Origin of the sequence: Niabella ginsenosidivorans (assembly GCF_001654455.1) — a bacterium.
Taxonomy (GTDB): domain Bacteria; phylum Bacteroidota; class Bacteroidia; order Chitinophagales; family Chitinophagaceae; genus Niabella; species Niabella ginsenosidivorans.
This window is the reverse complement of the sequence record NZ_CP015772.1, coordinates 2,308,668-2,324,205: the sequence shown is the minus strand read 5'-3', so window position 1 is coordinate 2,324,205 and position 15,538 is coordinate 2,308,668. Positions and strand designations below refer to the sequence as shown.

Here is a 15,538-nt window from a genome sequence, read left to right as displayed (position 1 = left end):
TTTTTTATTTATGAGGTGGTGTTTACTTTTTTTTACATTGACGATTGCTGTATTTACCGGGGAATGCGCTTCCCATAGCCCTCTGGTTATTGACGGGTATCCTGTTGCCAATTTTGCAATGACGGTGAATGCTTCAGAAGACGGGGGCTTTTTTAAACGGGTCTTTCAAAACCCCGGCACCCTGGGAGAATGGCTTAAAGACAGAGGCAGCATTCTGTTCAGTATAGAAAAAGGAAAACGGCAGCATTCGTTCTCCGGGTTTAAAGAAAAGAAAGTAGAACGCAGTTTCCCGTTTGTAAAAAGCGCCTATGGCCAGTCAGAACTGATCACAACACAGATCAATACTTTATCCTTCTGCCCTTTAGCGGTAAATGATGCAGAAACGGCGTCCCTGCCCGTGCTGCTTCTTGAACTGAATTGTTTCAATGCCGGGCCACAGGAAGATTTTGAAATAAAAATAACACCAGATTCGCTGGCCCGTAATGCGCAAGCTTTTAAAGCTTCAGGCTATTCAGGAATAATGGCCAGTGATTTTCAGCTGAGCAGCGACGCTGAAACAGTATGGAAAAATGGAGCACTTTCTATAAAGCTGTCTCTGAAAGCAAAGGAGCATCGTAGGGTCAGGGTAATGCTTGCCTTTTATGATGATGAGTGGAATGCAGCAAACCGGTTCCGGTCCGTAAGTGAAATCACAGATTTTGGATACCGGCAATGGTCGGCTTTAAAAGCAAGTACAGAATTGTTCAGCCATGCAATTCCTCAAATTGGCGACCGGGAGCTGGATCATTACCTGCGCTGGTATATGGTTCCGGGTATTTCGTTAACCCGGTATACCAAAAACGGGGAAGTGCTTACTATGGGATATGCCGAACTGAACCAGCGGGACAGCTACTGGACTTCCTGGCTGCACCTGGTTTTGTTCAAAGATCTGGAAAAAAAAATGATTGAAGAAAGCATTGAACAGCAGCAATCATCAGGAAAGATACCAACAACAATTTTTCCGCTGATAGAGCGGAACGATGATATTGACATTAACGCGTTCTTTGTGTTACGTGCGGTGCGCTATTATCAATTATATCATAACAGAAAACAGCTGCTCAGTTGGTGGCCTTCACTTAAAAAAGCGATGGATTGGCTGATAGCCCGGGATACAGATGGAAACGGGTTACCGGTACAGGTATCTTTCTGGGGCGACTGGAAAGATGTAAAAGGTGTGGAAGGTCGTAAATATGCTCCCTTTTCTTGTTTGATCTATTTGGCTGCGCTTAAACAAATGGAAGTGTTGGCCGGTGAATGCAATGATGCAGAAAGCGGGAACCGGTACCGGTTGGCGTATCAGAAAGGGTTTTATTTTATGAATAAGCCAGTTGCGGAAGGAGGCTTATGGAATGGTCATTATTACAACCAGATATGGAAGAACGGGGAAGTGAACGATAAGCTGCTTCAGGATCAGGCAATTGGTATTTTGTTTAATGTGGTACCAGAGAAAAGGGCATTGGAAATAATTGCTTCCTTAAATAGCATCAGCATGACCTCTTATGGTATTGCTGAAACATATCCTTATTATCCGGCATCGTTTGGTTATGCTCCGGGTACATATCATAATGGAGGAGTTTGGCCCTGGCTAAGCTTTATGGACTGTTGGGCACGGATACGTGCCGGCAGGGAAAAAGAAGCCATTGATTTGGTAAAAAAAGTAGCCCACGCCGATCTGGTTGCTTCCGGCGATTGGTCGCCTAATGAATACATCAACAGCAGTACAGGAGAGAATATGGGCTATCAGTTGCAGGGGTGGAACGCCGGGCTTTTTGGGCTGGTTTATTTCGGGCTGCTGCATAGGAATATGATTCCATAAAAGATTTGAATGAATAATAAAGAACGCAGAACCATAGTCATTGCATGGATTCAATAAATGAACAGCACACGGATTACACAAAAATGAAGCGGTTACTGAAATTTTTAGGAATGTTTTTCTGTTGCCTGCCGGCAGGGCTACACGCGCAGCAGGTGAGCGATTATAATGTAGTATGGAATATGCCTTCTCAGAATTCAGCCGGTTCTATGCCATTGGGAAATGGTGAGTTGGGAATGAATGTTTGGGTAGAAGAAGGCGGTGATTTATTATTTTATTTATCAAGAACAGATGCCATTAGTGAAGCAAACCGGTTGATGAAATTAGGAAGGGTACGGGTGCATCTCTCACCAAACCCGTTTAAGCAGGGCAAGCCTTTTGTTCAAACCTTATTGTTAAATGAAGGCGTAATTGAAATAAAAGCAGGCGACGCAACTATTCGCTTATTCATGGATGCTTCAAACAATGTTGCATACATAACATTCGATAGCAAACAGAAAAGAGAAATAACTGTTACGGCAGAGTCATGGAGAAAAGTGCCACATATCATAACAGCAGAAGAAAGTTTTTCTGCATGGACAACCAACCCGCTTCCACCTGCTCTGAAACTTGAAGAGAGTGCCGATACTTTTCTTCCAGCTAAAAATATAGTTGAATGGTGTCATGCAAATAAAGGTTCACAGTTGTATGATTTAACAGTGCGGCATCAGAATCTGCTTGCACAAAAACAAAACTTTCCCGACCTGATAAGCAACCGAGTTTTCGGTGTTGCCATGTCGGGGAAAGCGTTTGTTAAATCAAATGATTCAACATTATCATCAAAAGTCGCTCTTATAAAAGCAATGCTTAAAATAACTGCGCATTCATCACAAGTAAAATCTGTTGACGAATGGAAAAAGCAAATAGCGGCAATTGCTGGTCAGTCATCATTAACGGCGGCATTGGATAACAGTAAAAAATGGTGGGGCGCATTCTGGAACAAAAGTTATGTTTATATAAATATTCCAGGCGATAAGGCATTTGGCTATAAACTCACACAATCATACATCTTGCAGCGATACATGGCCGCATGCAGCGGACGTGGAAATTTTCCTGTAAAATTCAATGGTTCCATTTTTACAACAGAGCCGCAATATACCAACGCAGCATATCCACTTAGTTCTGATTACAGGAATTGGGGCAACGATTTTTGGTGGCAAAATACACGACTTCCTTACTACGCTATGTTTGCGTCCGGCGATTTTAATTTGATGCAATCGTTTTTCAAATTTTATCTCGATAGAACAGACGCGTTTAAAACAATGGCGCAGAAATTTTATGATGCGGAAGGACTTTTTATTCCTGAAACAATTTCCGTGTTTGGCACATACAGCAATGGTGATTACGGCTGGGACAGAACAGGTGTTACGCCAAAAGATGTAACCAATGAATACATAAGATTTATCTGGGTGCAGTCGCTTGAACTGAGTAAGATGATGCTTGATTATTATGCTTACACAAACGACACTGCATTTTTGCAGGGAAAAGCCTTGCCTTTTATAAAACAGGCACTACTGTATTTTAATAGCCGCTTTGTTGCAGACCGTAATAAAATGCGTATAACGCCAACACAGTCTATCGAAACATATTGGTATAACGTGGTAAATGATTTGCCTTGCGTTGCGGGCCTACATTGTGTACTGAATGCTTTAAAAGATTTGCCCGGGAATTTGATGGAGAAAAATGATAAAGCATTCTTTGATACGCTCATCAAAACATTGCCTCCTGTTCCGCAAAAAGCAACGGTTGAAGGTAATATATTTATTCCTGCAGAAGAATATTTAAACGTTGCCTGCAATGTGGAAAATCCTGAACTATATGCTGTGTTCCCATTTGGCGTATCAAATTTTTCAAATGATTTAAAAGAAACAGGAATACGTACCTACAAACACCGTGTAAACAATTTGAATAAAGGATGGGGGCAGGACGGACAAATAGCCGCCATACTGGGCCTTACAGATTCTTTGCCAGCCATGCTGAAAGAAAAAATAGCAAACACAAATTCCAATTACCGTTTTCCGGCAATGTGGGGCCCAAATTATGACTGGACGCCCGACCAGGATCATGGAAGCAATTTATTATTAACGATTCAATATATGTTATTGCAAACATATAAGGGTAAAAATTATTTGCTGCCTGCGTTTCCGAAGAATTGGAATGTATCGTTTAGGCTTTATGCACCAGGTTATACAATCATTAATGCAGATTATCGGCAAGGAAAACTTTCATATAGGGAACAAATTTCTGTTTTAAAACAAACTGAATAGATTATTTTTTAACAACTAAAAAAGTAAAAATGAGCGTATTGAATTTATCAGGCATAATGGTAATAGCCATTGCTGCCACATTACTGATATCGTGCAGTAGAAACCCTGGCAGCATACCAAAAGAAAATGATAAAGAAGATACGGCAAAGCTGCTGCTTCAGTATGATAAAAACCCTTCTGAAGAGGTGACTTTGCTGGATCCTAAACCAGAAAGCGGAAGTTATTGGACGGATGGAAGTGCTTTCAAAGTTTGGGAACATAAATCAGGATACGGGCAAGGTGTTCCAATAGTAATTGTAGGCGAATGCTACAGTTATGAAGATAATAAAGACAATGGCTTGTGGGAAACTACAGCAAAAATGATGGCGTCGGCATTCTTAAAAAACGATATCATCAAAAACTTTCGTAACTATTTTGATATTTATGTAGTTGTAGCTGAATCGCCTGTAAGTGGAATACAGGATGGAAACAACGGCGGAACCCCCGGAAAGTTTGGAACAACAACTACTGCAGGTTGTAATTTTGATGCTGCCAATGCCTTTACAGTACAGGCAATTCCGGCTTTAGGCCCCGTGTTTAACCGCTCATGGATGGTGGTATTTAATGGTGAAGCCGGTGGATGGGCACAGTTTGGTATGCCAGCAGGAAATTGTGGCATGGCATGGTATTCTGCAGCAGAGGGAAATGTTAGCAAATATTGGATGATGCATGAATTTTGTGGACACGGTTTCGCTTCTCTTGCCGATGAATATCCTGGCGGCGATGCGGCTTATGATTGGAATTGGCAATCCTGGAATATGGTTGAGAACGTTTCAAATACGAACGATTTATCAAAAGTTCCCTGGAAAAACTTTATAGGCAAAACCGGCTATGAAGAAATAGGCGCCTACCAGGTGCAAGACGGGGTTTGGCGGCCAGAAATACATTCTATAATGGTAGATAACGCCAATGACGATTATTATTATAATGCAATGTCTCGCTGGATGATTTACCGCCGCATATATGATGGAACTAAATTTTATGATCAGGATAGCGACCCCAATAGCCCAACAGGCAAACCAAGAATTTATCAATCCGGAGAATTAGATACGTTATTCAACGATTTTCTGGAATTTGACAAATTGTATAATAATAAATAACAATGAAATTAGTGAACTGCCTTTGTATTGTCGCCGCAACTTTTTGTCTTTAATGCTAATGAGTTTTAGCATATGCTGCCCGCATGGCCAAAAGATCGGAAAGTGTCATTTGAACTTTATACACCCAAACATATTTGTAACCGCAGCATACAGGTAGGGATAGCTATTATACCATAAACAAAAAATTGAAACAACGAATGTTAAATAGCAGAAATATATTTTTAATTTTTTTATGCATCTTCCTGGCAAAAGAAGCTTTGCATGCCCAGAACACGCCAACATGGGCAAAAGAAACCAGCGCGGAAAAGGAAAAACGAATGGCATGGTGGACGCACGACCGGCTGGGCTTGTTTCTTCACTTTGGTCTTTATTCGTTGCCTGCACGGCATGAATGGGTACAATGGAATGAGAAGATAACCGCCACTGATTACCAGAAATATTTTGATCATTTTGATCCTGATTTGTTTGATCCTGAAGAATGGGCAGAAAAAGCGAAGGCGGCGGGTATAAAATACGTGGTCATTACTACAAAACATCATGAAGGGTTTTGCCTGTGGGATACGAAGTGCACAGATTTCAAAGTTACAAATACGGTGTATGGAAAAGACCTGCTTCGGGCCCTTGTAAATGCCTTCCGGGCCCGGGGCATCCGGATTGGCTTTTATTATTCGCTGATTGACTGGCACCATCCTCAATTTACCTATGATGTAAATCATCCCCTCGCGCCAGTGGATAGTATGGAGCGGCAGCGGCAGAACGCCTTGCGCAATCTGGATGTATATCGCCGGTATATAAAAGATCAGTTAACAGAATTATTAACCAATTACGGGCGCATTGATGAGTTGTTTTTAGATTTTTCTTATCCCGGCAAAAACGGAAAGGGGCATGCAGACTGGGATTCCGAAGGTCTGTTACAATTGATCCGCCGCTTGCAGCCTGCCTGCCTGGTCAATAACAGGCTGGATCTGGACAGTACACACTGGGGCTGGGATTATATAACACCGGAGCAGGAAATGCCGCAAGAATGGCCTTTGGTTAGGGGGCAACAGGTTCCCTGGGAAACCTGTCAGACTTTTTCCGGATCCTGGGGCTATTACAGGGATGAACATTCCTGGAAAACGGTTCACCAACTAGTGGTAATGCTTATAGAAACAGTAAGTAAAGGAGGCAACCTGCTGCTTAATGTAGGGCCTACTTCCAGGGGCGCTTTTGACGAACGGGCCAATGAGCGGCTGGAGGGGCTGGGGCGTTGGATGAAATTCCATAGCAGGACTATATACGGCTGTACCCAGGCACCCGCAGGTCTGAAAGCACCTCCTAACTGCCTGCTTACCTATAACTCTCGTACAAAACGGTTATATGTACATATTTTGGAATGGCCTCTTAAAAGATTGAGTCTTCCGGGATTGAAAGATAAGATCAGCTATGCGCAATTGCTCAATGACGGATCAGAAATAAAATATGAAGCATCAGGCAGTAACGCGGCAGATCCCTCAGCAAAGGACCTGGTATTGTGGTTATCAGTTGAAAAACCGGGTGTGGAAGTACCAGTTATAGAATTATTCATGAAGTAATCTCTAAAATTTAAAAGAAACCGCCAACGCAAAGATCGTTAATGTTAAAGAATGTATTGCATTGCTGGATCGTTACAGCTGTCCTCACCTGTATAGGAGCATTGTTTTTCTATAGGGAAGCATTTGGCTGTACCGCCACTATAGCTACATGGGTAAACAATGCTGCGTTTCGGGCTTTTGGGGCAGATAGCATACAGGAGTATTGGGAAAACAAGGATTGCTTTATCCTGCATAGACATACAAAAGGAAAAGGCGTACCTGTAGTGATCATTGGCGATGGGTTTAACCGCAGCGATAATAAAAAAGGAGGCTTCTTTGAAAAAACATGCCATGCGTTGGCGGATTCTTTTTTGATTAACCCGGTTATTAAGGATTTTAAAAACTATTTTGACATATATGTTGTTGTGGCGGAATCCAAAGAAAGTGGTACAACACCTGGTACAAAAACGGCCTTTGGATCAGGATCATCCAAAGGAGCTGATTTTAAGGCGGCCTTAAGTTTTATAAAGGCCGCGGTACCGGCGCTGAATGCGGCCTTAAAGAGTATGAAGATGTAGGAGCCTATGAAGGCGGCTTTGGCGAAGCCAATGGTATATGGCGTTCTGAAAATTGGTCTATTATGGTAGGCAATAGCAGGAACAACCTAATTTATTACAATGCGGTTTCGAGGTGGCTCATTTATAAAAGGACCCATACGATTGCCGGCGTACGTTGTTCATTTAAAAAATTTCTGAAATATGATAAAGCTTATAATGTAAAGTAGATCAGGGCTAGGAGCTTCGGGCAGACCTGTTAAATGACAGATTCTGGGTTGAACACGAATATTTTAAACCGTCACTCCAAGCGCAGTTGAGGAGCCTCTGCAATTTAGAGATATTTTGGCTCCATCTGAGGATTCACGATTATTTAAACCTCCGGCTGATATTGTTTTGTATCAGCCCGGCAAAAAATAAAACTAAAAATATACGGATGAAACAATATATGGAGTGCATCAAAAGAATAGGCATGATGGTTACGCTTTTAGGGCTTCTGGGGTTACCAGGGCTGCCTTGCAAGGCGCAGCCGGCAGCATCGCTGGTGAGTATTGAAAAAGGATTTCAGCAATTGCCAGACAGCATTCGTATCGGATGCTATTGGTACTGGCTCTCGGATAACATATCCCGGGAAGGCGTCATCAAAGACCTGCATGCCATGAAAAAGGCGGGTATTACCAGGGCATATATCGGTAATATAGGATTAAACGATATTCCTTATGGCAAGGTAAAAGTGTTTACCCCGGAGTGGTGGAATATTTTACATGTTGCCTTAAAAACGGCAACAGAGCTTGATATTGAAATAGGTATATTCAATAGCCCGGGCTGGAGCCAGTCAGGCGGACCATGGGTAAAGTCTGATCAAAGCATGCGCTACCTTGCTGCTACAGATACGCAATTTGCTGGTGGTAAGAAAATTGCCTTTAAATTTCCGGGCTTTTCAGATACCACGCAATTAGTAAAGGTACTGGCATACCCTGTTGATAAAAATGTATACAGTATTACAAAAGCCTTTTCATTAAACGGGCGGGAGCCGGTAGACGTACGCATTCCGGCAGACAGTACAAAAACCATTCGCAGCCTGGTGTTTCGTACTAAAGATTATATCAGAACAAATGCGTGGATCCAGGTATGGGAGAATAATGCATTTAAAACAATCCGTACTATTGAAATAGACCGTAGCAACTATCAGAACATTGTAGGCTTTGACCCCTATGCTCCGGTGGTCATTTCACTGCCCGAAACAAAAGGAAAAGAATACCGTATCTGGCTGGATACACCTGTTGATTATTATTCAAAAAATCCGGAAATCAGCGTTGCCCTTTCCTCTGAACCGGTTGTGGAACGCTATCCGGAGCAGACTCTGGCAAAAATGTTCCAGCGTCCTTTGCCTTTCTGGAATACTTATATGTGGAACCAACAGGATTGGTATAACAAATCCGGAGGTTTTAAGATCCGCCCGGATCAGGTGCTGGACCTAACAAAATTTGTATCTGATAAAGGAGTGCTTACCTGGGAAGCGCCAAAAGGAGCATGGACGGTTTCACTGCTGGAAATGAAAACGACCGGAACCGTCAACAGCCCGGCCACACCCGATGCTACCGGGCTTGAAGTGGACAAGATGAGCAGTAAGCATGTAGCCGCCCACTTTGATGCGTTCTTGGGAGAGATTCTGCGGCGCATACCAGCGGTGGATCGCAAAACCTTTAAGATTGCCGTGCAGGACAGCTATGAAACGGGAGGGCAGAACTGGACGGATGATATGCCCGCCGTTTTCAAAAAGACCTATGGCTATGACCCAACGCCTTATTTACCGGCAATGTATGGTAAGGTAGTAGGAAATGAAGATGTATCCGCACGTTTTCTCTGGGATCTGCGGCGGCTGATTGCTGACCGCGTTGCTTATGATTATGTGGGTGGCCTTACAAAGATCAGTCATCGTCATGGGCTAACCACCTGGCTGGAAAATTACGGGCACTGGGGCTTTCCAAGTGAGTTTCTGATGTATGGCGGGCAGGCAGATGAAGTGGGGGGCGAATTCTGGAGCTCAGGAGAATTAGGCGATATTGAAAATCGGGACGCTTCATCCGCCGCGCATATTTATGGCAAAACCCGCGTGTGGGCAGAATCCAATACCAGTGGTGGACCAAATTTTGGGCTTTACCCTTCTTTAATGAAACCACGCATCGACCGTTTTTTTGCAGAAGGCATTAACGCGTCATTATTGCATGTATATATCCATCAGCCTTATGAAGATAAAAACCCGGGCATAAGCGCCTGGTTCGGAAATGATTTCCAGCGGAAAAATACATGGTTCCCCCAAATGGATGTATTTACCGGTTATCTGCGGCGTTCCAACCTGCTATTGCAACAGGGAACCTATGTAGCGGATGTTGCCTATTTTATAGGAGAAGACGCCCCCAAGATGCGTGGGATAACCAATCCGGCATTGCCTAAAGGATACTCCTTTGATTATATCAATGCGGAAGTACTTATGAACAGGGCTTCGGTAAAAGATGGATATTTAGTGTTAGAAGGAGGTATGCGTTATCGCATGCTTGTGTTGCCCGATCAGAAGTCTATGCGACCTGAGCTGCTGAAAAAAATAAGCGGGCTGGTAAAAGCCGGGCTTTCAGTTTACGGCAGTGCACCGGAATATTCCCCCAGCCTGCAAAATTATCCGGCAGCAGATGATGAAGTGAAAAACCTGGGAAAAGCGCTTTTTGCCGGTAAAATATATGGACGGGGAAAAGTATTTAACAGGGGAACCAGTCTACAAAAAGCGCTCTATGAAACGGGTGTGGAACCGGACTTTAAGACGTTGCAGGATTCGGTAGCCTTTATTCATAGAACGCTGAACGACGGGGAGATCTATTACCTGACCAATCAGACAGATAAAAAGATATTTTTCCAGGCAAGCTTCCGTGTGCCGGAAGGTTTGCAGCCTGAGCTCTGGAACCCGCTTACAGGGGAGCGCCGCAGCCTTCCGCAGTTTAGGGCTGCCGGCAAAGGCATTGAAATACCCGTTGAACTGGAAAACTATGAAAGTGTGTTCATTGTATTCCGTAAGAGCAACGCTCCGGTTGTAAACAAACCCAACTTCCCGGATAAGGAAGTTGTTTATACGATAAATACTCCGTGGCAGGTAGCGTTTCAGGACGCAAAAGACCGGCGGGCTGTTAAAAACCCGGTAACGCTTCAAAAGCTAGAGGATTGGACCCGTTTTAAAAATGATAGTATAAAATATTTCTCCGGAGAGGCCGTATATACAACCACTTTCACAATAAACAATTTACCACAGAAAAAACTGTACCTCGATCTGGGTAAGGTAATGGTGATGGCAACAATCAGGCTCAACGGGCAATACATCGGCGGGGTATGGACAACGCCATACCGCCTGAATATAACGCCGTATCTGAAAAGCGGCGCCAACACACTGGAAGTAACGGTAGCAAATAACTGGCAGAATCGATTGATAGGGGATCTGAGGCTTCCGGAAGAGGAACGTCAGACATGGACGATCGTGAATCACTTTAAGGCGGATACGCCACTTCAGCCATCCGGCCTGCTGGGCCCTGTTGAGATCCGGGCCTATGATTATTAACCTTAAATTTTCTGTAGTGAATAGAATAAGAAAAATAATGGGTTTGTTGCTGTTTTGCGCAGGGTTAGGGAATGCCGGCCATGCGCAGGAACTGCTGGTATCCACGCAGCGCCTGATTCCTGCGGATTCAGGGAAGGGCACGTATGTATTAAGCAACCGAACCGAAAAATGGGACCCTGCTGAAACAGCTATCATCATCTGTGATATGTGGGATCAGCATTGGTGCCCTTATGCTACAAAAAATGTGGCGGAACTGGCACCGGCGCTGAATAAGATGATCACCATCGCCCGTTCAAAAGGAATCACCATTGTGCACGCGCCAAGTGAGTGTATGAATTATTATAAAAATTATCCGCAACGTCAGAAATTGTTGCAATACGGGAACCGGCGTAAAAACGAGATCGTTTATAGTGATGTAAAATTGCTTTCAGAAGCCGGGGTGCCGTGGCCCGTTGAGTTCTATGATGAAGGTTGCCCAAACGCAGAGGCAGCGCCGCATCGCGCCTGGACCAAACAAATTGATGCTTTGCAGATTAATGATAAAGACCTGATCAGTGATTCGGGCGGTGAGATGGATGCTTACTTTCAAAAAAACGGTATAAAGAATGTGATCCTGTGCGGGGTGCATACCAATATGTGTATTATGAACCGTTCTTTTGGACTGCGGGCCATGAAGCGCAGGGGGTATAATACCGTGCTGATGAGCGATATGACCGATTTAATGTATAATCCTGCAAAATATCCCTACACCACCCATTTTGGTGGGCTCAACCGCATGGTGGAGTATATTGAAAAATATATTAGTCCAGCTATTACGTCCACCTGTATCACAGGTGCAGCTCCTTTTGTATTCGATGAAGTAAAAGAGCAGGGTGCTGCCATAGTGCAGGACAGGAACCGTAATAGGTACCTGCCGGAAACCGATTACCACTACAAAGCAGTGAGCAATTATACGGGGCGGGAGCCGGACGCTGATTACTTGCACGCTTCTGAAGCGGCTTATGAAGCATTCCGCGATATTAAATTTTCAGTGCGCATCCATTGGGGCATTTATTCCATCTGGCAGATGAACGGAGAGTCCTGGGGATTCCTCAACCTGCCAGATAAAAAGAAGCAGGAATACAACCAGCTTTACAAAACCTTTAATCCAACCCGGTTTGATGCGGCTGAGTGGATGCGCTTTTTTAAGCGTTCTGGGCTGCAGGCGTTTGCTTTTACCACCAAGCATCATGAAGGCTTTTCAATGTTCAACACTAAAACGCGGGTCCGGCGCCGGGCAAATTATTTGCATCCCGCAAACCCCATTGAGGATTGCAACTTGGCCTATAGTATTATGGAAACGCCGTTTAAACGCGATGTTGTAAAGGAGCTAACAGATGCGGCCCATGCCAGCGGCATAAAGATCGATCTGTATTATTCACACCCCGATTGGTATGATGCGGATTTCAGGCCCTATAACGGTCACCCGCTAACCACCATGAGTGTAAAGACAAATACGGCGATGTATGGCAATGATATCCATTTTGATTCTACAAAAAAAATGACGCCCGAACGCTCTGCAGAGGAACCACAGCGTATGGTAAGCCGCCATCGGGAACAGCTTCATGAGCTGTTGACGAATTATGGTAAAATTGATATGCTGTGCTTGGATCAGTGGCTGGGGGCAGACGTATGGGAAGAAACAAAAGCTACTGTAAAAATGATTAGGCAACTGCAGCCAGACATTATGATCCGCGGGCGGGGCATTGGCAATTATGGCGATTATTATACCCCCGAAGGCTTTGTGCCGGGGGATAAGGAAAATACCAATATGCCCTGGATGGTTATTTATCCGTTAGCTTCCTCTTTTTCCTATGATAAAGATAGCAGCAAGTATAAAGGAGCAAGCTGGATCATCAATAATCTTGTGGACGCGGTAGCCAAAGGAGGTAGTTTTATGGTAGGTATAGGACCAGATGCAACAGGTCAGTTTCATCCAAAAGCCATTGAGCAGCTGGAAGCAACCGGGCGATGGCTGGCCGTTAATGGCGAAGGGATTTATAATACCCGTGCCAGAGGTATATGGAAAGAAGGTACCATCCGTTTTACACAAAGCAAAGACGGTAAATGCGTTTATGCTTTTGTAAAAGATAGCACAGCCCCTGAAATTGTTCTGAAATCAATAATAGCAAAAGCAGGAACCACCATAAGTATATTGGGGTATGAGAAACCGCTGGAATGGACGGCAACATCCACTGGTGTGCAGGTGCGTATACCGGAAGATTTGTTAAGGAACAGGAACCGCCTTTCCGGCCACCCGTACACATTAAAAATACGGCAACTTTAAAGATGTACTAAAAATGAAAATAAAAGCGCAGCTATTTTTCCTGGCGGGGTTTACGGTATTGCTATTGGCATCCTGTAAGCGGCCGGCCGTTAGCAGGCAGGTCATAAGCCTGAACGGAGAATGGCAACTTGCAAAAACCAATGGCGCGCTGCCGGTACGTTATACATCCGTGGTACCGGTGCCCGGTCTGGTGGATCTGGCGGCACCGTCAGTAGACACCGCGGGTGCTTTATATAAAGGTGGCTGGTACTGGTATAAACGCAGGTTTGATCTTGCAGATACTTCGTTTGACATTATCCGTCTTAAAGTATTTAAGGCAAGGTATCATACCAAAGTATATATTAATGATCAGTATGTTGGTGAAAATCTTTATAGCTTCACGCCTGCGTATTTTGATCTAAAACCCTATGTAAAAGCCAATGCCATAAACAGTATTATCATTGGCGTGGGCTGTCGCGACCAGTTACCAGATACGATCCAAAATGGGCATGATTATGAAATCGATCGCTATATACCCGGCATATATGATGAAGTGGAGCTGACGCTGGCGCATAAACCCTTTATCAGAAATGTGCAATGTGCGCCGGACATTCATAAAAAAAAGGTGCGCGTGCTTGCTGAAATTGAAAGCAATACTTCGAAAGGATGGGATATCGGGTATACGGTTACCGAAAAAACCGGTGGTCGCAAAGTAGCCAAAGGTCGGGTACCGCCTTTAATCATGCAAAAAGGGGCGGAGGATATAACCGCTGATTTCGAGATCAATATACCGGATGCACACCTATGGACGCCGGAAAGTCCCTTCTTGTATGAACTGACGCTGCATACCCGTGCTGATAGCAAGAAAGTGACTTTTGGCATGCGCTCTTTTCGTTTTAATCCGCAAAAGGGAGTCGCATTACTGAACGAAAAAACCACCTACCTGCTGGGCACCAATGTAGCCTTTAACCGGTTTCTGGAAGATGCGGACCGTGGTACGCTACCCTGGAATAAGGAATGGGTGGCAAAGCTGATCAGCCGGTATAAAACAATGAACTGGCAGATGGTCCGCTTTCACATTGGCCCTGTACCCGAACAATGGTACCAGCTATGCGACAGCCTGGGCATGATGGTGCAGGATGAATTCCCGATTTCCGGCAAGCAGCTGCAACCGCTGCGGTCAACACAGCTGACCGAAGAATTTCGCCGTTGGATGCGTGAACGGTGGAATCATCCCTGCGTAGTTATATGGGATGCGAATAATGAATCTACCACACCTGAAACAGGAAAAGCTATTAATGAGGTGCGGCATCTTGATCTCAGTAACCGTCCATGGGAGAACGGCTGGGCAAAACCTGCTACAGAAACAGATCCTATAGAATCGCATCCATACCTGTTTATTACTTATTTCATGGGCAATAAGCCGAGTGAGCAGGGCTATAAGAAAGACCTGTTCAGCTATGTGAGCGAAGATTTAAATGATGCCAACGCCAATTCAAGAGAATTGATCCCGAAAGGAATGGAGCGCTTTCCCAATGTCCGCTTTATAAATGAATATGGCTGGTTATGGCTAAACCGTAATGGAACAATAACGCGACTGACGGAGCCGGTGTATAAAACGCTTTGGAACAATAACAGGCTAACACCGGAGGAGCGCCTTTATATTTATGCCCGGCACTTGGCAATGGAAACGGAATACTGGAGAGCGCACCGGCAAACGGCAGGGGTCATGCATTTCTGCGGATTGGGCTACTCCCGGCCGGGCCAGCCGCCTGGAGAAACCTCCGATAATTTTTCGGATGTTAAAGCGCTGACCTTTGACCCCAGCTTTTACAAATATGTAAAGTCTGCTTTTGCCCCCGTGGGGTTGATGATTGATGTATGGGAAAAACAATACCCGGCATTAGGAAGATTGCAAGTGCCGGTTTCTATAACAAATGACCGAGAAACAACCTTTAAGCAGGAGCTGGCGCTAACGCTTCTAAAGGATAATAAAGTGGTTTCGGTATTGCGGCAGCAGGTAACGGTTGATGGCTATCAGGTAAAAGTGGTGCCATTCAATATTGAACTTCCCGCCGTTGAAGGCAATTATTTATTAAAAGCGGCAATTGTATTGGATGGAGAGAAGTATTCAGTTTACGGGATATGCCCATCGTTAGCAAATGATCAGGCAGTAACACAAAAAATGATTGAATGAAATAGGATATTGATTTTCGATGATTCCG

The 15,538-nt window shown here is 44.3% G+C and carries 8 protein-coding genes; all 8 read left to right on the top strand.

All coding sequences use genetic code 11. From position 1 onward, the window contains the following. The first annotated feature begins 10 nt into the window (after positions 1 to 10). Positions 11 to 1,855, top strand: coding sequence for a GH116 family glycosyl hydrolase (locus A8C56_RS09695; protein ID WP_067755094.1), 1,845 nt, complete (start codon positions 11 to 13; stop codon positions 1,853 to 1,855). A gap of 83 nt (positions 1,856 to 1,938) precedes the next feature. After that, positions 1,939 to 4,158 carry a DUF5703 domain-containing protein gene (locus tag A8C56_RS09690; RefSeq protein ID WP_157097938.1) on the top strand — a complete coding sequence of 740 codons (2,220 nt, stop codon included), beginning with the start codon at positions 1,939 to 1,941 and terminating at the stop codon, positions 4,156 to 4,158. Between the two features lie 29 nt (positions 4,159 to 4,187). Beyond that, complete coding sequence (locus A8C56_RS09685; protein ID WP_084490141.1) at positions 4,188 to 5,297, top strand: M64 family metallopeptidase; 1,110 nt, start codon at positions 4,188 to 4,190, stop codon at positions 5,295 to 5,297. Between the two features lie 197 nt (positions 5,298 to 5,494). Continuing rightward, on the top strand, positions 5,495 to 6,871 hold the full coding sequence (locus tag A8C56_RS09680; protein WP_067755086.1) for an alpha-L-fucosidase: 1,377 nt from the start codon (positions 5,495 to 5,497) through the stop codon (positions 6,869 to 6,871). 41 nt (positions 6,872 to 6,912) lie between these two features. Next, positions 6,913 to 7,428 (top strand): M64 family metallopeptidase, encoded by a 516-nt coding sequence (locus tag A8C56_RS09675; protein WP_067755082.1) that lies wholly within the window; start codon positions 6,913 to 6,915, stop codon positions 7,426 to 7,428. 412 nt (positions 7,429 to 7,840) lie between these two features. Beyond that, complete coding sequence (locus A8C56_RS09670; protein ID WP_218917275.1) at positions 7,841 to 11,008, top strand: glycosyl hydrolase; 3,168 nt, start codon at positions 7,841 to 7,843, stop codon at positions 11,006 to 11,008. Positions 11,009 to 11,024: 16 nt separating this feature from the next. Then, a complete protein-coding gene (locus A8C56_RS09665; RefSeq protein ID WP_169818762.1) occupies positions 11,025 to 13,334 on the top strand; it encodes an isochorismatase family protein in 2,310 nt (769 codons plus the stop codon). A gap of 13 nt (positions 13,335 to 13,347) precedes the next feature. Then, complete coding sequence (locus tag A8C56_RS09660) at positions 13,348 to 15,510, top strand: glycoside hydrolase family 2 protein (protein WP_067755078.1); 2,163 nt, start codon at positions 13,348 to 13,350, stop codon at positions 15,508 to 15,510. Positions 15,511 to 15,538 lie beyond the last annotated feature (28 nt).